Source organism: Aminobacter sp. BA135 (genome assembly GCF_050859125.1).
Classification (GTDB): domain Bacteria; phylum Pseudomonadota; class Alphaproteobacteria; order Rhizobiales; family Rhizobiaceae; genus Aminobacter; species Aminobacter ciceronei.
Genome location: NZ_CP139573.1, coordinates 469,262 through 490,047, shown reverse-complemented (window position 1 = coordinate 490,047; position 20,786 = coordinate 469,262). Strand labels below are relative to the sequence as shown.

The 20,786-nt window shown below is 57.5% G+C and carries 18 protein-coding genes and 1 pseudogene; 9 read left to right on the top strand and 10 right to left on the bottom strand.

Annotated features, from left to right (window positions below):
* The 5 genes from SLT36_RS30255 to gspG all read left to right on the top strand — a co-directional run bounded on the left by SLT36_RS30255 (position 1) and on the right by gspG (position 4,258).
* On the top strand, positions 1 to 294 hold the full coding sequence (locus SLT36_RS30255) for a hypothetical protein (RefSeq protein WP_432288791.1): 294 nt from the start codon (positions 1 to 3) through the stop codon (positions 292 to 294).
* 512 nt (positions 295 to 806) lie between these two features.
* Positions 807 to 1,091, top strand: coding sequence for a hypothetical protein (locus SLT36_RS30250; protein ID WP_432288789.1), 285 nt, complete (start codon positions 807 to 809; stop codon positions 1,089 to 1,091).
* 122 nt (positions 1,092 to 1,213) lie between these two features.
* Complete coding sequence (gene gspD / locus SLT36_RS30245) at positions 1,214 to 3,298, top strand: type II secretion system secretin GspD (protein WP_432288788.1); 2,085 nt, start codon at positions 1,214 to 1,216, stop codon at positions 3,296 to 3,298.
* Positions 3,288 to 3,821, top strand: coding sequence for a prepilin peptidase (locus SLT36_RS30240; RefSeq protein ID WP_432288787.1), 534 nt, complete (start codon positions 3,288 to 3,290; stop codon positions 3,819 to 3,821). The genes gspD and SLT36_RS30240 overlap by 11 nt, the downstream gene beginning before the upstream one ends.
* Positions 3,815 to 4,258, top strand: a complete 444-nt coding sequence (gene gspG, locus SLT36_RS30235) for a type II secretion system major pseudopilin GspG (RefSeq protein WP_432288786.1) — start codon at positions 3,815 to 3,817, stop codon at positions 4,256 to 4,258. The genes SLT36_RS30240 and gspG overlap by 7 nt, the downstream gene beginning before the upstream one ends.
* 15 nt (positions 4,259 to 4,273) lie before the next feature.
* Here the strand turns inward: gspG and SLT36_RS30230 are convergent, their stop codons facing one another.
* The 9 genes from SLT36_RS30230 to SLT36_RS30190 all read right to left on the bottom strand — a co-directional run bounded on the left by SLT36_RS30230 (position 4,274) and on the right by SLT36_RS30190 (position 11,761).
* Positions 4,274 to 4,864 (bottom strand): hypothetical protein, encoded by a 591-nt coding sequence (locus tag SLT36_RS30230; protein WP_432289220.1) that lies wholly within the window; start codon positions 4,862 to 4,864, stop codon positions 4,274 to 4,276.
* A gap of 86 nt (positions 4,865 to 4,950) precedes the next feature.
* Positions 4,951 to 5,334 carry a PulJ/GspJ family protein gene (locus SLT36_RS30225; RefSeq protein WP_432288784.1) on the bottom strand — a complete coding sequence of 128 codons (384 nt, stop codon included), beginning with the start codon at positions 5,332 to 5,334 and terminating at the stop codon, positions 4,951 to 4,953.
* 84 nt (positions 5,335 to 5,418) lie between these two features.
* Positions 5,419 to 5,808, bottom strand: a complete 390-nt coding sequence (locus SLT36_RS30220; RefSeq protein WP_432288782.1) for a prepilin-type N-terminal cleavage/methylation domain-containing protein — start codon at positions 5,806 to 5,808, stop codon at positions 5,419 to 5,421.
* On the bottom strand, positions 5,805 to 7,016 hold the full coding sequence (locus SLT36_RS30215; protein WP_432288780.1) for a type II secretion system F family protein: 1,212 nt from the start codon (positions 7,014 to 7,016) through the stop codon (positions 5,805 to 5,807). Before SLT36_RS30215 ends, SLT36_RS30220 begins: the two co-directional genes overlap by 4 nt.
* Positions 7,016 to 8,674: a GspE/PulE family protein gene (locus SLT36_RS30210; protein WP_432288778.1), complete on the bottom strand. Its 1,659-nt coding sequence runs from the start codon at positions 8,672 to 8,674 to the stop codon at positions 7,016 to 7,018. The genes SLT36_RS30215 and SLT36_RS30210 overlap by 1 nt, the downstream gene beginning before the upstream one ends.
* A complete protein-coding gene (locus SLT36_RS30205) occupies positions 8,667 to 9,575 on the bottom strand; it encodes a hypothetical protein (RefSeq protein ID WP_432288776.1) in 909 nt (302 codons plus the stop codon). The genes SLT36_RS30210 and SLT36_RS30205 overlap by 8 nt, the downstream gene beginning before the upstream one ends.
* Positions 9,562 to 10,116 (bottom strand): hypothetical protein, encoded by a 555-nt coding sequence (locus tag SLT36_RS30200; RefSeq protein WP_432288774.1) that lies wholly within the window; start codon positions 10,114 to 10,116, stop codon positions 9,562 to 9,564. Before SLT36_RS30200 ends, SLT36_RS30205 begins: the two co-directional genes overlap by 14 nt.
* Positions 10,113 to 10,724, bottom strand: a complete 612-nt coding sequence (gene gspM, locus SLT36_RS30195) for a type II secretion system protein GspM (protein WP_432288773.1) — start codon at positions 10,722 to 10,724, stop codon at positions 10,113 to 10,115. The genes SLT36_RS30200 and gspM overlap by 4 nt, the downstream gene beginning before the upstream one ends.
* Positions 10,721 to 11,761, bottom strand: coding sequence for a PilN domain-containing protein (locus SLT36_RS30190; RefSeq protein WP_432288771.1), 1,041 nt, complete (start codon positions 11,759 to 11,761; stop codon positions 10,721 to 10,723). Before SLT36_RS30190 ends, gspM begins: the two co-directional genes overlap by 4 nt.
* A gap of 438 nt (positions 11,762 to 12,199) precedes the next feature.
* On the opposite strand from SLT36_RS30190, the gene SLT36_RS30185 reads away from it, so the two are divergent.
* From SLT36_RS30185 to SLT36_RS30170, 4 genes are all read left to right on the top strand, one after another.
* On the top strand, positions 12,200 to 15,736 hold the full coding sequence (locus tag SLT36_RS30185; RefSeq protein ID WP_432288770.1) for a toxin TcdB middle/N-terminal domain-containing protein: 3,537 nt from the start codon (positions 12,200 to 12,202) through the stop codon (positions 15,734 to 15,736).
* A gap of 291 nt (positions 15,737 to 16,027) precedes the next feature.
* Positions 16,028 to 16,756 (top strand): hypothetical protein, encoded by a 729-nt coding sequence (locus SLT36_RS30180; RefSeq protein WP_432288768.1) that lies wholly within the window; start codon positions 16,028 to 16,030, stop codon positions 16,754 to 16,756.
* A complete protein-coding gene (locus SLT36_RS30175) occupies positions 16,675 to 18,435 on the top strand; it encodes an RHS repeat domain-containing protein (RefSeq protein ID WP_432288767.1) in 1,761 nt (586 codons plus the stop codon). The genes SLT36_RS30180 and SLT36_RS30175 overlap by 82 nt, the downstream gene beginning before the upstream one ends.
* Positions 18,436 to 18,440: 5 nt before the next feature.
* Positions 18,441 to 18,896 carry an Imm30 family immunity protein gene (locus SLT36_RS30170; RefSeq protein WP_432288765.1) on the top strand — a complete coding sequence of 152 codons (456 nt, stop codon included), beginning with the start codon at positions 18,441 to 18,443 and terminating at the stop codon, positions 18,894 to 18,896.
* A gap of 183 nt (positions 18,897 to 19,079) precedes the next feature.
* Here SLT36_RS30170 and SLT36_RS30165 read toward each other — a convergent pair.
* Positions 19,080 to 20,784 (bottom strand): annotated as a pseudogene (locus SLT36_RS30165) (recombinase family protein).
* Positions 20,785 to 20,786 lie beyond the last annotated feature (2 nt).

Sequence of the window (20,786 nt, the reverse complement as noted above, 5' to 3'; positions counted from 1 at the left end):
ATGGAACTGATGTTTTCGGAGTACTTTCAACCGGGTGGGTTCTTTTTCGAGGTGAGAAAGAAAAATTTCTCCGAGGCAAAATCAGAAGAAGTAGTTGGTGCGATCAAGTCAATTGAAGTAAATAATATAGACGATGCAGAATGGATTAATATTGCAAAGTCAATTTGGGACTTTCCGTTCTTTGCAAGAATGTACAGAGATAGATGTGTCGAAAATGGCGCCGACGAAAAAAAATACGATGCATTTACTATGGACTTGTACCAGGCGACCGAGCGGATATTGAGAAGAGCGTAGTGTGTGCTGACAGGTTCCCGCCTTGGCTGGGCTAACGTCGTCTGTGGGTAGGGGCATATCCGAGGCTGTCGGCTGAGTGCAGGCCGACGGCAAGGGCTATATTCCACTTAGCGGAAACGAGTTGTGAAAGTTGAAGCAAAATAGTTTCTTGGCCGACGCGAGGCCCCTCAGCTCGATTTTACGTCAACTAGAGAAATTTCCGCCGAAACTGCTGAAGGCCGCTGCATGTACGGGGATATGCTAATCTTTCATACGTCATATCGTGGCCTCGAGATCTATGTGCTTTGATCAAGCAGAAGGTGCTTATAATTGGCGTCTTGAGGGGTTACCCGATGGGAGCCGGATAGCTTCGCGGACATGGAGCAACGGCTTCAAGGGAAAGGCCAGTACATTCGTACGGTGACCGTGGACCAGCAGTCCCGCAGCAGCCAACGGAATTAGCCCCTAAAATTTTGGACGCCTTCTTCTCTAACATTGAGGCAAGGAGGCCGTGAAGCGGTCTGGCAATTTGAGTGATGATTTCAAGGCGGATGCGGTCGGGCAGCCAGCGGCGAGTGGACGTCGTCGAATTTATTCAGCTTGCGGCGATTTTCAGCTTTGATGCATCAGATGCACTGAAGATGCTAATGGATATAGCCGAACAAACAGAGGAGCAATGCTTTAAGCTGGATTGGCCAATGATCCGTTCCAAGCAATCGCGGGTGTCGGGTCCGGGCTGCCTGCTGCGGGCGTTTATGGCGGACCACGCAGCGCCTGAGCTTGCAAAACTTTCCGTGTTGGAGTCGAGACGTGCGTAGCTTGTGGATAGCGTCGCGGAAACGCCACAATATCAGCGGCGGCTATTAGAAAATGGTTAGTCTCGATTCCAAATGGAATCGGATCGAAGTTTATGAAGCGCAGAAGCCACATAATACTGTGCATGGCGCTTTTTGTGTCCAGTTGCTCCTCATCAGGGTCGGACTTCTTCTCCGAGACCGTCGAAAGCCTTCATGCGAAGAACTCGCCACTGCGCAATGGAACTCCGCACTCTCAATCACTGAGTTCAGCAAGCGGAACGGCCGCGAAATTCTCCGGCGCCCAGTATACAGGCTCAGGCAATTTCGTGTCCTACGGTGCGCCCGTGGCGAAGGTCACCGGAAGTGGTGCCGGACAATATGAGCTCAATCTCGTCAATGCGCCGGTAGCGGATGCGGCCAGGGCTGTGCTTGGCAACGCTCTGCAGGTCAACTACGTCGTCGATCCGCGTGTCCAGGGCACGGTCACGCTCCAAACGTCAAAACCGGTTTCGAAAGACGCACTCGTCGACGTCCTCGAATCCGCACTAGCGGTCAACGGGGCAGGGATTATCCGCCGCGCCAACACTTACCAGATTGTCCCACTGTCCGACACGCTCTCGAGTACGCCTTCAGTGAGTGTGCCGAGCACTACGCCTTCCGGCCCTGGGGTGAAGGTGCAGGTCATCGAACTTCAATACATCGCGGCGGAGGAAATGAAGACGATCCTGGAGCCAATAACCCGACAGGGGTCAGTGCTTCGTGTGGATTCGACCCGCAACCTGATCACGGTTGCTGGCAACAATTCTGATCTTACGGCAATCAGAGAGGCTATTTCGGTTTTCGATGTCGACTGGATGCGTGGGATGTCGGTGGCGCTGCACCCGCTCAAAACGTCGAAGCCCAGTGCCGTTGCCTCTGAGCTGGACTCGATTTTTGGCACCAACGGCGGGCCGGGTGCGAACGTCATCAAGTTCATTCCCAACGAGCGCCTGAACGCAGTCTTGGTGATTACCTCGCGCCCCGCTTATCTCAGTCGAGCGGCAAGCTGGATCGCCAAACTCGATAAGCTCGCCCAGACCACCGAAGACCAGTTGTTCGTCTACCAAATCCAGAACCGGCCGGCGAAAGAGCTCGCCGAAGTGCTGACGGCCGTGCTCGGCTCGTCACGCGGAAAAAAGGCGATCGAAGCAGGAGCCAGCCTTTCCCCGGAGATGACACCTATTGCGCTTGCTTCGGATGGTCTTACGCAACTGCCTCTGACGGGGCCATCGTCAGATGCTGAGGTTCAACTCGATGGCTCTGCCCCGCCGAAAGTGGTCGCAGACGTCGAAAACAACGCGTTGCTTATTCAGACGACGGCCCGAAGTTACGAGCGGATCGAACAGATACTGGCCCAGCTCGACGTGCTCCCTACGCAGGTCATGCTGGAAGCGGTCATCGCGGAGGTAACGCTGACCGACGAACTAAAGTTCGGCATGCGCTGGTTCTTCGAAAACAACGGCTTCAAGGTGTCTCTGGCGGACGTGGCCGAAGGGCTTGCTGGCTCGCAGATCCCCGGCTTTGGCTGGAGCTATGCCGCTGACAACATTCAGGTCACGCTCAACGCCTTGTCTAATGTGACGGATGTGAACGTGATCTCTGCGCCCACGCTTATGGCGCTCAATAACCAGAAGGCAACACTTCAGATCGGCGATCAGGTGCCAATCATCACACAAAGTTCTGTTGGTACGGGCGCGCCGAATGCACCTGTCATCAATTCAGTTCAGATGAAAGACACGGGCGTCATCTTGTCCGTGGTCCCGCGGATCAACAATGCCGGGCGGGTCATGCTCGACATCTCCCAAGAGGTCAGCAATGTAATCGAAACGAAGAGCTCCGGTATCGATTCACCGACAATTCAGCAACGCAAAATCGCAACGCGTGTTCTTGTCAACGATGGTGAAAGCCTCGCCCTTGGTGGCCTCATTCAGGAGAACAACAACGTAACCAGACGGCAGGTGCCGCTGCTCGGTGACATTCCGATTATTGGCAATGCATTCAAGAGCAAGGCCGACAGTATTCGTCGAACGGAGCTGATCATCTTCATCAGACCCCGGGTCGTAAGAAATATCCCCGAGGCACGGCAGGTGACGGACGAATTCCGCGGCATGTTGAGCCTTAAGACGCCTATCCAGAAGCGGCGCGGAGGAACTCGTACCGAACAGGACATCAAGAGGCTTGCCTATTGATGAAGAGGCTTGCCTATTGATGCCTGGGTACGAGCAATCTGCCGTGGCGGTCGCCTCGATGATTTTGGCCACACTTTTGGCCGCGATCGCATACATCGATATTCGCCGGTTCGTCATCCCAAACGTACTGAACTTGGTACTTGGTGCTGCTGGGCTCTGCGTGCAATTTGCCACCCAGCCAGGGGATCTACCCGCTCGGGTAGCTTTCGCTATAGGCTTTGGGTTGCTGTTCTGGCTGGTGCGGGAGCTTCATTACAGACTACGAGGCGCAATTGGGTTGGGTCTCGGGGACGTTAAAATGGCTGCCGCCGCAGCCATCTGGATCAGTCCAATGCTGCTGCCAGTCTTGTTATTCTTGGCGAGTGCGAGCGCCTTGCTGTTCATAGGGGCCCGCGCCGCTACTGTCGGCTCGGTTTCGACAGCCACGCGCATACCATTCGGGCCATTCCTGGCCATTGGCCTGGCAGCGACCTGGACGCTTGAACAATACACTGCATTAGGTGAGGGACTGATCGGATGGTAGCCGCAGACGCCAATTTGAAGAGCCGCGACGACAAGGACGACTCCGGCTTCACGCTTGTAGAACTGCTGGTCGTCCTGGCAATCATCGCGCTAGTGGCTACACTGGCTGCTCCGCAAGTGCTGCGCTATTTGGGGTCGGCTCGGACAAATGCCGCCAAGGCGCAGATCCGCAACATCGAAAGCGCGCTAGAGCTCTACTATATCGACAATGCTCGTTACCCTTCGACTGACGATGGGCTGTCGGCACTCGTTTCGGCTCCGCAAGGCTCATCCGGCTGGAATGGTCCTTATCTCAAAGGCACAAGCGGTTTGAATGACCCGTGGGGGAAGCCTTATCTTTATGAAGTGAGCGCCGAGGGCAGTGCGGTCAAGATTCACACGTTTGGGCGGGATGGTACGCTGGACGGAACAGGGGAAGATCAGGACGTCACCAACTGACCGCGGCCTCAGGCCTTAATTGGCCTGCTCCAGACCTGCCAAGACCAAGCGAGCCAAACCATTCGATGAATAGCTGACACCGTCACGAACAACGGCGATCTTAAAGCGAATAGCGGCAGGCAGACGTTTCTGAACCGTCCATTCCGTCGACCATTTCGCGGGTAGGGCGGTTCCGTCGAGATACTCGAACTCTACCTTTGCTTCGCCATTCAGTACGACGATGCGTTCTGCATCTAACGCAGTATTCGCGTTTCTTATCCGCCGCGGTAGGAGTTCGAGCATCAAGTCATTGTCAATCTTGCCGTCCTGCTTGTCAGTGAAGACCGCTATCTGCCTCAAGGCTGATGAACTGAATCCGGTGGCCTGAACACCAACCAACTCCAGCCTTTGGTGGCTTCCCGAAAGAAAAAGCGTGTTGCCCTGAGACGAGAGCTGCAACGGCAAGGGCTCCGCAGCTGAGATCAAACCTTCCAGGAAGTTCGCTGCGGCGTCGATTTCTGTCTGTGTCTCTGTGGCATTCGTAATTCTGATGATCGAACGCGCTTGGCCAAGAAAGACGATCATCAGCGACGAAATCACCGCAATCAACGCAAGCGCAACCAGCATGTCGATCAAGGCAAAGCCGTCGGTGCACGGATGGCTTTGCCGGCCGCGTGCTTCTGGGCAGTCCCAGGTTCGCGTGGCTAGACCCGTCACTGCGGATGCCTCGCCGGTGCTGGCACGAACGTCAGGAAGCGATTGTTACCTGCGGAAGGCCAGATAGATGTACTTGGCTCAATACGAAGAGCAATGATGCGACCGCCTTCGATGTCGATCTCACGCCCTTCTGTGCGATAACCAGCAAGCCCGGTTTGGTCGGTGTTGGAGGCGTCGGCGGCGGAGCCGAACTGACGCAACAGAAGTGCCTCGCGCAACTCCCTGATCGAGCGAAGTTGTGCTTCGGCTGTCACAATGTTCCGTCGAGCCAGTGCAATGGACTGACTGACCATGCCCAGGACCAACGCCAGGATGGTAAAGGCGACAATCATTTCCAGTACGGAAAAACCAGCTTCCTCGGAAGTCGCAGTTGTTTGCATCAGTGGACCCGCTGTCTTGCAGAAAGACCCGTTAGCCAATTGACCTCGATCTTTACCTCAGAGGTGGCGTCCTTCAGAAACAGTTCAGCACCCGTTGCGCTGCCATTTGGAAGAAATGCGAGTACAGCTTCGGATTCGGCGCGAACTGTTTCTCGGCCTGTCACGATCGTCAGTTCGACTCTCCTGCGGAAGACTGAGCATGAAGTCATCGGGAAAGCGGATTTGCCTCGCTCCTGGCGCAATGACAACTGATTGAGGTGATGCCCGTGCAATTGCTATCGTTCTTGACACGCGGAGCCGCGAAACGATCTCACGAGATATCGTTTCGGCGTTTTGCGATCGCGCAGTTGCCTGGATGCCCGGAAAAGCCAGCGCTGCCACGAGCGCGACAATTGCCAAGGTGACGAGGAGTTCAAGAAGGGTGAACCCTTCCTCGTTTCCAGCTTTGACAAAGGTCGGAATGGCGATTGTCATTTGAGCGCCAGATCATTGATGCTCAAGATGGTCGTCATGACCGAGACTACCAGGCTGCCCACAACAAACCCCAATGAAATTGTCATAATCGGGGTCAACAATTTGAGCAGGGCTTCGATCTGGCTGGTCACGCGCATCTGAAGCATGTCTGCCGCACGCTCGAGGACAGCGGGAAGGGCATTTGCTTCTTCGCCGATGCTGATCAGTGACACCGTAGCTTTCTCGAACAATGGCTGGCTCGCGATGGCGTCATGCAGCTTGGAGCCGTTCGCGACGTTTTCTTTGATGTCTGCAAAATGCGGGCGCAGTCCTGCCTGGGCGACCGTGTCGCCGGCGAGCTTGAGCGCATCCAACATCGTCACGCCATTGGCGAGCAGCAACGAGAGCGTTTGAAGGTAGCGGGCGACAGCCGTCCTCTTGATCAATGGGCCGAGCAGTGGCGTCTTCGACAGCGCTTCGGATGCAAGATCCCGCACACGAGCGGATTGCGACATTCCAAGGAACGCCAGCAGGCAGATCAATACGATCAAAGGGAAGACCGCGGGATAATCGATGAAGGTGTTCCTCAGCGATGAAAGCATCGACATGACCAGTGGCTTATCGGACGTTGAGCCCTCGAAGATTGGTTCCAATGCAGGAACGAGCACGGCCGCGAGCACGAAGAGTGCGCCAACCATGACAATCAACAGGAAGGCCGGATAGGTCAGCGCCTCGATGATCGCTGCCTTCCGTCGCGCACTCGCTTGGTAGGACTCTGCCAGCTTCTGACAGACCAGCGCAATCCTCCCGCTTCTTTCGCCACTGGACAGCAGCGCCACGGTCGTTGGCGACATCGCCGGCAAGGAAGCAAAAGCCTCTGCAACAGATCGGCCACTGACGATTAGGTCTTGGACGCTTTGAAGCTGCCCTTGCCTCGCGCGGTTGCTTTCGCTTGCAATCACTGCCGCAAGCGCGCGGTCGATCGTGAATCCGGCATTGAGCAACACGGACAAGTCGGAAAACAGCCGCTCAGGCTTCACCTTTTGCGAAAACAATGCAAACGATGACGGCCTGGCCGCGCTTTGGTCTGTTTTGGTTGGTGCCAAATAGTACGATCGGCGCCCTCGTTTGCTAAGGTCTCGCGCGGCGTCCTGTTTCGTGGCGGCCTCCAAGAGCCCGCTTTCGTCAGTGCCATCGGCTAAGTAGGCGCGGTAGCGGAATGTAGGCATCAGCTGCTGCCACCATAGTCCAGCACCCGTCGAACTTCCTCGATCGTCGTCGTGCCGCCGGCGCTCAAAGACATGGCATGCGCGCGCATTCTGGTCATACCGGTTCTTGCTGCGGCCAGTTCAATCTCGGCTTCGCTGGCGCCACCATCGATGAGCGCTGCAATTTCGGGAGACACGTGCAGCATCTCATAGGTCACTGTTCGCCCGCGATATCCAGTGCCGTTACACCGTGTACAAGCTGCCATCTCGGCAGACACTGGTTTGCTAGGGGCCGTCGTGCATTCTGAACAGCAGCGCCTCAACAACCGTTGCGCAATGACACCCTTGATCGTCGAACCAAGCAAATAGCCTTCGATGCCCATATCCCGAAGCCGTGTCAGTGCCCCGGCAGCGCTGTTGGTATGAAGCGTTGAAAACACCAGATGGCCTGTCAGTGCGGCCTGGATGGCAATCTGAGCGGTCTCACGGTCACGAATCTCGCCAATCAAAATCGTATCGGGGTCCTGGCGAAGGACCGATCTGAGGGCGGTTGCAAAATCGAGATCAATCGCCGGGTTAATCTGCAACTGGGTGATGCCGTTCAGTCGGTACTCGACCGGGTCTTCGACGGTGAACACCTTGACGTCGGGCTTCGTAATTTCCGACAAAATTGAATAGAGTGTCGTGGTCTTGCCGCTGCCGGTTGGCCCAGTAACGAGCACGATGCCGTTTGCCGACTGTGCCATGCGCGCAATGTTTCGTTGCGCATCATCGTCATAACCAAGCTTGCCCAATCTCAGCTCGACGGATGCACGGTCGAGAATTCGCAGCACCATCGTCTCACCGTGAACCGATGGGACAATGGACACCCGAAGGTCGACATCTCTGCCCCTGACGGCAATGCGCATCCTGCCGTCCTGCGGTAGCCGCCGCTCAGCAATGTTCAGCCGCGACAGGATCTTTACGCGCGTTGAGATGCCGGCCAACATCGCCAACGAAGCTGTGTTTACGGTCGTGAGCATGCCGTCATGGCGGAAGCGAATTCTAATCTGGTCCTCAAGCGGCTCGATATGAATGTCCGTTGCGCCCTCATCGACTGCCCTGGTGATCGTTTCTGCGACAAAACGGACGATCGGAGCTTCTCGCGCAAAGTCCTTCAGCCGATCGAGATCGTCCTGCGCCAACGAGTAGGCGCTCTCGATTTCAACATCGCCTTCAGATGAGGCCTGAGCGATCTTGCCAAGATGGTCCAGATGTTCTGCAATCACCCGCCTCGGCAAGATGCGCAACGATACTTGGCGATCACAATGAAAGGCGACCGCATCTATTGTTGGACGGGCAAAGGGATCGGCGACGGCCAGGACAAGCTTTTGCTCGGACATTTCGAGAGGCAAGAGCGCGTGTTCTTGAAGATATCCGAGTGACATGCCGCCTATACCCTCTTTGGGAGGGCTGCCGATATCATCCTGTGCAGGTGGAAGCTCCAGGAACGCCGACAGATGACTCGCCAGCTCGTCTTCACGCAGAAGCCCGAGTTCAGTCACAACGGTATCAAATGGCTGACCGGAAGCACGGAACGCCGCTGATACGCGTTGGATGGACGGTGCGGTGAGAATGGCACGATGTTCAAGGTAACTCAGGAATCCGTCCATCTGTGAAGGTTGGGCAAGGCTATCCATTGGCCCATTCCCTCAAGATCTGGGTCGTCTCCATGCCAAACAGCTCATCGCACCCGCCAAGCGAATCCGCTGCCTTGCTATCCAAATCAAATGCCAGTGCTGGCGTTCGCGTTACAAGGCGAAAATCTCGCCCCCCGACGCGCTCGATCACGTACCCTGCATCACCAACCAAACCGGACGCCCCTCTTCGGATGACCACGCTGACGGTATAGGCGCGGCTATCAGACTTATCGGCGACAATGGAGGCGACGTTCGCGTTGGCCCGAATGGTGTTACGCACGATGTCCGGAGCGTGCAAAGTGCTGGTTGTTCCGCTCCTGGAATTGACCGTGAACACGCCATGTAGCCGGCTTGTTGGGATGCCACTTAGCGTTGCGATGTCATTTAGCTCGGAGACAGACTCGAACGGCGCACGCTTGAAACCGCCGCGAACAGAAGTTTGGTCGGTCGACACGTCTGTTGCGGAAAATGCGCTGACACTGTTTCGGAACGCAACAACTGTACTAGCCGTTTTTGAGGCATCGGCCGGGCCGAGACCGAGAGCGGCAAACCCGAGGGCAAGCAGTGGCGGTTCCGCAGCGTTGAGGTCGATTAGGCCGTTGTGATCCTGAACCTGGGCCTGAACAAGCAAGTTGTCGGCGCGGCAACGCATCGGAGAGAAATCCAGAGGCAAATTGGCTGCAGTTCCGCTGGTAACGGCGGCAGACAGGACATTGACCAACCCCATGGCCAACAGGGACAGCTTTTCGTGCTCGATCTCATTGTTGGCGATCAACAATTTAGTCTTCGCCGTCACCGCGAACGGAACCACGAGGGCGGAAATGACGAGCAGAAATGCAAGGACGCCGACCAGCGCGAACCCCGAACTTCCAAGTTCGACAGTCTCCCTAGTCCTGGGCACTCGATCCTCCTTCGAGATTGCCGCTGTCATTTGACGGGTAGAGCAAAAGGTGACTGGTCTGGCCATTTTGTTGCAGCGTAGCCCTGTCTTTGCCGATCTCGGCAATCGTCCATCCGGCAACAGTGTCACCGTAGCGGTGCCATGCCGGTTGGTCCTGGCCGTCAACTTTCAGCAAGGCCTGCGCGGTCTGCCCTGTGATGCTGATCCCCAGCAACAGCGGAGCGGGGGATGTGACGACCGGTATTTCGACTGCGGTGGGCGGTGTCGGCGGGAGGGCCGCCGGAACTGGCTGTGGCTCGATCTCGATTGTGTGCCGCCTGCGATCGGGACTGAACAATGGCCGATCGAACGTTTCGGCGAAGTCTGAAGTGGCTGGCGCAGGAATCGTTGCGTCACTGGCGGCCCGTCCGCCATTGCGTTCCCCAATTTTGGCTGTAGGTGTGATCGGCGCCAAATCCAAAGGCCTTCCGTTCAGCCATAGATTTGATAGCCCCACAAGCACGGTCGCAACGGCAATGACGGAGAGTACTTTGCCGTTCATGGCTGCGCTGCCCCCTCTGCGGGCTGGGTATTTGCCCGTACAGCACCATAGAAGAGGACCTCTGCAAAAAGATCAGGGGCAGCGGCATTGGGAGCCTGCGGTCCTGGCACGGTTGACCGCAGCGTTGCCTCGCGGATGAACAGCACTGGCAGAGAGGATTCGAGAGCCAGGACTGTGTTGTGAATGCCTTCCAACGGACCCGAAATACTGCCGCGTATGCCTATGTAACTGACGCCTGCTTCCATAATCATCGGGGCATTGCCCGCAGAAAGGACAATCACGCTGTTCGCCGACGCTGCAGAGTTCAACCGCGATTGAAGGTTGCTGCGGATGACAGCATCGCTTTCGCCGACAAGAAATTCGTTGGCTTCGGCAGTTCCGCTAGCAGGCAGCTGAGCCTCTTGTAGCGTTTGCGCGAGCGCGACCACTGCTTGAAGCTGCCCAAGCGTTTCCCGCTTTTGTGTGATCTGATCCCTGGCGTTTTCCAAGGTCGCAAAAGCCTGGACAAGGGCCCAGACTGTGAGGCCGACGACAAGCATGGCGATGGCTATCGCCAATCCTCGCCGCGTCGCTTGCGGTGCATTGAGAATTTGGGCGGCGAGCGTCATGGGCTGACCACTTTGGCCTTGATGGCAAAACGCTCGCCTTCCTGGCCTGGTACCTTGACGACAGGAGCTGTAAAGTCTGGAGAGGCGATGAGCGGTGACGCCTCCAGCGGCTCAATGAGATTTGCAGCAAAAGCCGCAAAGCCGCTGATGGTCACCTCATTGCCTTTAGCCTGCAAGTCGGTCAGCCATGCATCGTCAGGCAGAACGCGTGTCAGCTCTGCCCAGGTTCGCATCAGCGACGGCGAGTTCTGCTTCTCGTGGCGGATGGTAGCAACCAGATCCAGTTCCGTTTGTCGCCTCTGGACCTGACTTCGTGCCAACTTTGCTTGAACTTGCGCGGCGGAAATCTGCTCGTCCAGTTCGGTTTGCGCTACGCGGTAGCGCCAGAGAGCGTGAGCGTAGGTTCCGGCGACAACAAGAAGGAAAAGCACGACAACGGTGCGGCTAGTTAGCTTTCCCAGTCGATCCTCTCGTGTTCGCGGAGCAATATCGCGATAGCTCAACCGGTCAACTCTTTCTTCGCCATCATCGGTCGTGATGGAAATCTCGCCGACCGATAAACCTGAAAGCCGGATCGCTTCAAGCGCAGAGGCAAGCGTCTTGCGCTTGATGACGTGGTAGCGACATCCGGCGCGTTGTCGATCAGCGAAGACAACGTGAATCTGCGAAAGTTCAAGCGGAGTCGCAGCAAGCAGGTCCAGTTCGGCCATTGCTCTTGCGTGCCTTGCCGGAAGGCGGTGAGAGACCAACTGCCTCGCCAATATCAGGTCACTGTGGATGCAAATGTCTACTCGTTCTACGGATGCACCGACTGCAAACTGCAGCGCTGAGAAAACTTGTTGCATGCTGGCGTCACGGGAAACGACGCTAGATTCTGCATGTCCAAACTCAACTTTAATACTATCTGCGCTCACCAGAAGCGAAACACCCTTATGAGGGATGGTGCGTTTCTTGGAGAATGGGTACGCACAAAGGGCACGCAGTTCATGGCGCCACCAATCGAAAAGATCCGTGATGTGATCCTTCAATACACTCATGTTAGCTTCATACCTTGGCGAATCGCCCCGGTTCACATCGCCAATGTAGCGAAGGTTATGCACGCCTAGTGCCCAGCAAAAATTGAAATGGGGCATGTCAGTAAGTTTGTCACAGTTATTGTGCCGGACAGCGCTCTCCAGATTGAAATCGTGAGTAGGTAACGCCAGCCACCGGCAGCGAGCGTCGGAATCACCACGCCAGCAGTTGCAATATTCACTAGCCATGTCAGCCACGTGACCGCGGCCCGTTTTGGTGGCGCGGCCAAGCTGTTCAACAACACAGAAATAGTCGAGAAACCATTAGGAGCGCTGCCACACAGCAGTCGGGATCACAGACGCTTTTCCAAAAATACCTGTGGATATCTTGTTGGCGCGATTCGCGAACGAAGCATTTCATGCGCAAGACCAAGCGCTACATTACTTTCTGGGAGCGGGACCATGGGGCGTAGTATTGTCGGCGCGGCATTTTTTGCCGCGGGCGTGCTTGGCGCGGATATTTCAGTCACGTCTTATATTATGGGGTTGACTGGTCTCGCGGCACAGGCGCAAGACACCTCCTCTAGCTCGCCTGATCTTGCCAATCCTAATGCGGTGCCTAGTGGGTTTGGCAATGGCGGCGCTGGCTTTGGCTCAAGTGCCGCCAAGGATGTCGCGCCGAAGGCAGGTGGTGTTGAATCTGGCACTGGCACAGATACGGCAGCCGAAGGTGCGGCGGCGGAAAACCCGGGCAGCGAAAAGCCAGATCTTGCCGGGACTGACAAAGAGCAGGGCAGGCCTGCTGATGGCGAGGGGGAAGACAAGGCTGGCACGGCGAAGCCGCTTGACGGCGAGCCCGAGGCAGCGGCCATGGCTGCTGCCAGCGCCACGGCCACGCCCACCGAAACCATTCAAAGCTCGGCCAGAGCATCTGTGCCCAACGTCTCGGGTACTGGCAATCTGACGAGCTCCATTCTGCTTGACGTGCCAGGTTTCCGTGGCCTCGAGCCATCGCTGACGCTGACTTACGATTCTTCGCGCAAGACAAAGACAGGCGCAACCTATCAGGGCTGGCTCGGCTATGCGTGGGGCCTAGAGGGCTTTGATGTCATAGAACGTGCCAGCGTCGGTTATGGCGTCCCCGCCTTCGATGCATCCGATGTCTTCCTGTTCAACGGCATGGAGCTGGTGCCATGTGCTGCAGGCGTCGTCTCGCCTTCCTGCGCCACAGGCGGAACCCACACGACGGAGAACGAATCCTACCGCCGCATCGCGTTCAATGGCACGACCAATGAATGGAAGGTGTCCGATCGTGACGGCACAGTTTCGATCTTCCGCTCGGTGGCGGCTGTGTCGGGCACAACTCCGGCTGTCGGCACTCCTGCCTATGATCTTGGCCAGAACTACCGCTGGCTGCTGACTGCGGTCACCGACACCAATGGCAACAGTGTCACCTACAGCTACAGCTGCTCCGACAGCCCGGTCTGTTATCCCGAGGTGGTGAGCTACAACGGCACCGAGATCCGTTTCCATCGCGAGGTTCGGCCCGATTACATCCTGATGGCCAATGGCCATGACATCTCGCAAACGACCCAGCGCATCCGGACAATCTCGATCAAGGTCGGTGGCGTCCTGCGTGATGCCTATAAGCTGAGCTACAACCAGGCGCCGATGTCGAACACCTCGCGCCTTGCCCGTGTCGACCGCTACGGCCGCAATGCCACCGTCGTAGCAGACGGTGCCATCTCAGGCGGCACCCAGAAGCTCGTCCAGATGATGAACTATCAGGATGCAGCAGCCAACTATGGGGCTACCAGCACAATCACACTTGGGACCTCTAGCCCATCCGGTTCGCTCGACAGTCCAGCAATTCCCAGGCAGATTGGCGACCTCGATGCCGATGGTAGGGACGAGCTCTATGGTGTCAGCGAGGCTCGCCTGCATCATCCCAGGCGAGGCGACAACGACAGCTGGACCGAATACAGAACCCATGTCTCGAGCATCACGTTCAATCCGGACGGACAGTTCAAAGCTCGCAGCAAACTGAGTCTGGGAAGCGGTCAAGACGACGGCTATCAGGTCAAGGTCGGACGCTTGCTCGCCAACAAGATTACGTCCGATTTAATTCCAATGCGCATAAAAAGCCAAGAGACCTCGCAGGGGACACAATACTACAGCGCCTTTGCAATGGTGGCCAAAACCAGCCCCACACTGGCATTGAGTGCCGGCGATTGTGCTCAAGAGTATGCGCAGGTGTGTGCGAACTTCCCCGTCGGCGGCGTTAACGCGCCTGATCCAAACAAGCGTCCGAGTTTCGTCGCGGACATGGATGGTGACGGTATCGATCAGCTGCACAGGACAGTTCAACCCAATGGCAGCTACTATGCCATTGGTTCTGCGCTCGCCGGCACATTCGATCTGCTCGGCAATGGCAGACAGCGCGGAGTTTTTTGGGACGGAGGCAATCTCTGGCGGGCTGACCGAGACTCGTCTGGATGGTGGTCGCGAACCTATGTGGAGAAGAATGGCTGCAGCGGTTCCCCGGTCGACATCAACGGTGATGGCGCAACCGACTTAGTGAGCGTCGCTATGGGCATGAGCGCGACTGTATGCCTGTCGACGGGCCGTGCATTCAAGAAGCTCTCCATGGCCTTCCCAACCCTGTACTATCCAGAGCCTTACGGCGGCACCGTTGGCTTTGCGGACTTTGACAACGATGGACGGAGCGAGATTGTTTCCCTTCAATTCAATAGCAATGGAGACCTGACAAGCGAAACGGGCGCTATCAAGGTCTTTGCACTTCAGTTCAAGGCAACAGGCCACGCTGGAGTACATTTCCCGGCTTTAAACAGGCAATCACAGTTGAGCATGGGAGATTTCAACGGTGACGGCATTCCGGATTTTCGTACTGGGTCAAACATTGTTCTGTCGACTCCCGGGCCCGGCAACCCGAACCTTTTACGTTCGGTGACGACAGGGACTGGCGCTGTTGTTTCGGCGGAATACACGCCGTCGAGCCGTTGGGCCAACGACTTCCTGCCCAGCCTGATGCATGCGGTGACCAAGCTTTCGGTGAGCGATGGCCGTGGTGGGCCAGCAGCAGTCACCGACTATGCCTATGCCGGTGGCAAATACGATCCCAAGGCACGGCGGTTCCTCGGCTTCCGCACGGTAGTGGAGGCGAAGCCTGCCGCAGCAGGTGAGACCGGCCGGCCGGTGGTCGAGACGACCTATAGGCAGGACCTGGCAAGTTATGGCCTGGTCGCTTCGCGAGTGGAGAAAGATGGTGCCGGTGTTGCACGCCGCAGCACGACCGAGACCTATGCGGCCAATGCGACGACCAGGCCTTATTGGGTCCAGAACACCGCCACCGACACGACGTTGACCGAGAACATCGCGCTCAGCCTGAAGATCGAGCGGATGTTCGACGCCTACAACAACGTCACCAACATTAAGGATCACGGTCGTACCGATGTAACAGGCGACGAAACCTGGACAATGCGCCTCTTCGTCCCCAATACCTCAGCCTACATCGTATCACTGCCGCGACTTGAAAAGGCATGGGCCGGCTTTGACACGAGCTTGCCTGCGATCAAATACGGCCACAGCTTCTATGATGGCAACCACACCGACAACAATGTGCCGCCCACCAAGGGCAACCTGACCTGGGTACACGCCTTTGCTGACGCCGCGCTCCAAACCTCGGTGAACGAATACTTCAGCTACGACAGCTACGGCAACAAGATCGCCGCAGTCGACGGTGCGGGTCATCGCACCGAATGGGACTATGATGCGACCTACCATCTCTATCCGGTAACCGAGCGCGCACCGAAGTATTTTGCCACTGGCGGCCAGGCAGCGGACACACGTTTTGTCTCGACCGCTAGCTACGATGTGGTATGCGGCCAGCCGGCGACGCGAACCGACCCCACGGCATCGTCCAGTCCTCACACCTATGACGCGTTCTGCTGCGGCCTTACAACATGGCGGTTGCCTTGACCGGCAGTTACGGCAAGACCCGCTTCGAGAATGAAGGCAATCCGCTGACCCAGGCCCTGTGATATCGTCACCGCTGCCAAATGGCGCCGGCGAGCAGTTCACCCGCTCCTATTATGACGGCCTTGGCCGGATCTGGCGGGTGGAGTCACCAGGTGAGACATCGGCTGGCCCCTGCGCATCGTCGACACCGAGTTCGACGCCCGTGGCAATGTCTCGCGCGCCAGCCTGCCGCACTTTGCCAATGAGACGGCCTTGTGGACAGTAACCAGCTATGACTGGGCTGACCGGCTGGTGAAGGTGGTCAACCCCGACAGTAGCCAACGCACCATAGTGCACACCCTGCGCAATGGCACGGTGGGGACGATCAATCCGCGGCTGTATGCTGCAACGGAGACCGACGAACTCGGTCGCCAGACGGCGCGCTTTGCTTCGACACGCGGCGACCCCATTCTGGTCATCCGTGATGAAGCTGGCCAGGCTGTGCGCGAGACCCGCGGCTACGATGCGTTTGGTAGGCTGATCATGGTCCTGGATCATTCCGGTTCGAGCTGGGCGTACACCTACGACTTGCTTGGGCGCAGGCTCACAGCCTCCGATCCCGATCTCGGGGCCTGGAGTTATGACTATGATGGTGCTGGCCGGCTGATCAGCCAGACCGATGCGCGTGGGGTCGTCACCACCATGAGCTACGACCAGCTCGGCCGGCTGCTTTCGAAGCAGGCAACCGCGCCTGGCAACAGTGCGGTCACGCTTGCCCAAAACACCTATGACGAGGCAGCAGCCGGCCTCTACAACATCGGCCAGCTGACCCGGTCGCAGAACGCTTCTGCCAGCCATGTCTTCGGCTATGACGGCTTTGGCAAGGTGGCGAGCCAGGCGACAACTATCGACGGGTTGACCACACGACTGTCGCTGGGCGCGATGCCTCGGGCCAGACGGTGTGGATTCAGTATCTACCCGGACCGCTCGATATCGGCAGCTCGACCAATCGCTGGCAATACAGTGCCGCCAATGCGCTGACGGCGATCCCTGAAACGATCGTCTCAACGCTGCGCGAGGCCGATGGTCAGACCAAGGAGATCACTTACGCCAACGGCGTCAAGACAGCCTTCACCTATTCGCCGACCCGGCGCTGGCTCAATAGGGTGACGACGTCGAAGGGTGCGACGGTATTGATGGACAATCAGTACACGCGCGATGCCCTTGGCCGCATCACCGCGATCGCAGGTCTGACGCCGGCAGAGAGCTGGAGCTATAGCTATGACAGCCTCGACCGGCTGCTGAGCGCCGACAATCTCGGCGACAACAGCCTCGACGAGACCTTTGTTTATGCCGCCAACGACAACATGCTCTCGCGCAGCCGGGTGGCGGGCACCTATGTCTATCCCGCGCCCGCCGCACCCAGGCCACATACGCCGCTGACAGTTGGTGCGATGCCGCTCAGCTATGATGCCAATGGCAACATGGTGGCCGATGGCAGCCGTGCTCTGGTCTGGGACGAGGCCAACCGGCTGAAGCAGGTGACGCTCGCCTCCAACACCGTCAACCTACTCTATGGACCCGATGGCGCCAGAGCCAAAAAGCAGTCGGCCTTTGCCACAACGCTTTATCCGGATGCCGGCGTCGAGATCGACCCGGCAACACAAGGCGCCGAGGTCTACACCCGTTACCCGCATCCCGATGTGAAGGTCACCGGCCAGGCAAAACAATACCTCCACCGCGACCATCTCGCCTCGGTGCGGCTGGTCACCGATGCTAGCGGCGCTACTGTCGAAGCCACAGGCTACGCCGCCTATGGCGAACGCCTAGCCTCTGGCTTCCAGACCCAGAAGGGCTATATCGGTGAGCGCCACGATCCTGAGACCGGCCTGCTTTATCTCAACGCCCGCTACATGGACCCCATCCTCGGCCGATTCATCTCGCCCGATGACTGGGACCCGACACTGCCTGGTGTCGGCACGAACCGATACGCATACTCCGCTAATGACCCCGTCAACAGAAGTGATCCCAATGGGCACATTTCTACAGAGGGAATCTACAAGAGTTATCTAGGCAAGGAGCTCAAAAAAACAGAAGAAGCAATTAAGATTGCATCTAGTGACACTAAGGACAACGCCACAAATTTTTTCATGGCAGTCACGCCATTTGGAGACGCCAAAGATCTTATTGTTGGTTTCAGGGAAAAAGACTACAAAAAGGCAGCAATAGCTGGCGGTAGTCTTATACTTGGCATAGTGCCGGCAGGAAAGGTTGTATCTAAGGGCGCGAAATTTGCAGAAGGCGCTCTAGCCGCCGGGCGGAGTGTTCCTCTCTCCAACGGGCCTAAACTGCTTCCCGGCGAAGGTATTGTTGGAACCTATGATGACCTGATTGCAGCGGGCATCAAGGGCGATAACATCACCCCGCACCACATTCCGTCAGCGAACCGAATGGCGCTTGAAAAGGTGTCGAAGGGCGACGGCATCGCAATCAATATGGAGCAGCCATTCCCAGGTGTGGGCGGTCGTCATCGGGCCACTTTCACCTATGGGACGAAGGCCGATATCGATATGAAGGCACGTGACGCCTTGGCTACTGGCGTGTGGGATGCGCGCCAGATTTATCGTGCAGATGGGCTTTACACACCCCAAATCCGGTCTAGCCTGCAAGACCTGATACAGATGAACAAGGCCAATCATCCCACCATGTTTGTGAAGTGAAAGCGATGAGCGAAGCGTATGAATATCACCTCGCGGATTTACGTCGCGAGATCGAAGCAGGAGGCGCACGCCCTACCGTGATTGACGTTGCCGTAAGCGAGCTTATGGCGGACGGCAATGAGGACTTGCCGGGCGATTTGTTGTCGCTTCTGTCAGATAAGGCGGAATACGATGATGGTATGTTCTCGCTTATCCACGCCGCTGAATCGTGTGATGACAATGCCTACGTTCGCGCGCTACTTTCTGTTTTCCCTCACCTCGTATTATCGGCGCCGCGCTGGGCGTCGATCGTCTTTATGCGGGTGCTGAACAGCGGCCCAGCGCAGGCCGAAATGGTGAGGCAACTGCGCGATGCCCCTGCCTCGGTTAAAGATGCCGTTCGGGAGATGTGTGGGCGTATCAATGAGGTCAGCCCTCAGTTTTTGAGCAAGACGGTGCCGGTGACTCTGGCCGCATCGTGAAGCAAGACAAAAGGTGTGGCTCCCAATATGAGGTACGCCTTTGCCTGCACATCGAAAGTTAGCGCAGGTCTCGAAAGTATGAATGGAACATAATCGTCCGCTCGCTTGTAAGTACACAAGAACATCCTCTTCTTTGAATTCCGCCCGCCAGTCTCCTATGGATGTTTGCCGAAGCCATTACTTTCAAATTGCGATCTGAAGCATATGTCGGAATCGGTAGTTGCGTGTCCCCGCAACCATTGATAACGACACTCCCGTGAGCTCTGCTCCGGGAGTGTTTTTGTTTGCAGAACCAACAGCCTGCCGCTCGGTCCAGTTCAGGATCGTGCCCAGTTCTCCATACAGCGTAGCTTCGATCTCGCCGCGCTTGGCGCCAGGTGTCAGAACGATCTTCTCGATCAACGATCGCAGCGCGGTTGCCGCCTGCGGTCGGTCGTCTGGATGGTTGAGCGCCTCGGTCAGATGCGCGACCTTGCGCGCATAGAGTGAAGATATGCTGGGCAGCAGGTCCGGCTTGTCCTTGGGGGGCGGCGGCAAGCTGGTTCATAAGATCGGCCTTGCGCAGCTCGAGCGCGTCCATCTCGGCCTTCATGCTCACCTGAAACATGCCGGCCTTGATGGCCTCGATGATGCTGCGGATCTGCTTCTCGACCTTCACCAGTTCTGCGTTCCAGCCATCGGCATTGGCGCGGCGTTCGCGGTTGAGACGGTTCGTCTCCTCGGCATAGGCCCGCATCGCAACCGCGGCTGCTTCCGGCGCCATCATCCTGTTCTTCAGGCCGGCGAGCACCCGCTGCTCCAGTTCGCCCCGCACAATGGTGCGCTTGTTCGGACATGAGCCATTGCTAGTGTGGTTGGAGCAGGCGAAGCGGTCGACGCTGCGCAAGGAATAGGGCCCCTCGCAGCAGCCGCAAAACACAAGTCCCGACAGCAGTGACTTCGGCCGGCGGGCGCTGCTCAGCCGGTTGCGCATGTGGTGCGCGCGGACAGCCGTGGTCAGATTGACGGACTTGTCGGTGATCTCGCTCTGGCGCGCCTTGACCGCTTGCCAGAGTTCGTCGCCCACGATGCGCAATTCCGGTACGTCGGTGACAATCCATTCGCTTTCCGGATTCAGGCGCGAGACGCGCTTGCCGATTGCGGGATCCTTCACATAACGCTGACGGTTCCACACCAATCGACCGACATAGAGCTCGTTGTTGATGATGCCCGTGCCGCGCCCGACATGACCGCGGATCGTGGTGTCGTTCCACAGCTTGCCGGCAGGTCCTGAAATACCCTGGTCGTTGAGGTTCTTGGCGATCGCGCGTGGACTGATGCCTGTGGCAAACTCCCGGAAGATGCGGCGGACGACATCGGCCTGATCATTGTCGACCTCGCTATCGCCCTTGATCTGTTCGCCGCGCTCGCCAAGGTGCCTCACGACACGATAGCCGTAACACAGCCCGCCGCCGGACTTGCCGAGTTCCACGCGGCCGCGCAATCCGCGCCGGGTCTTCATGGCGAGATCCCCGAGGAACAGGGCATTCATCGTGCCCTTGAGGCCGACATGCAGTTCGGAGATCGCGCCCTCTGCGAGGGTGACGATCGGCACGCCGGCGAACTTCAAATGTTTGTAGAGTGTTGCGATGTCGGCCTGGTCGCGGGAAATGCGGTCAAGGGCCTCGGCCAGCACCAGCTGGAACAGCCCGCATTGAGCGTCGCGGACCAGCTTCTGGATGCCGGGCCGCAGGATCTGGCTTGCACCGGAAATGCCGGCATCCTCGTAGGTGCCGGCGATCTCCCAGTCTTCGCGCGCTGCATGTTCGCGGCAGAGCCGGAACTGGTCCTCGATCGAGGCTGCCCACTGCTGGTCGGAAGAGTAGCGGGCATAAAGTGCCACGCGCATGT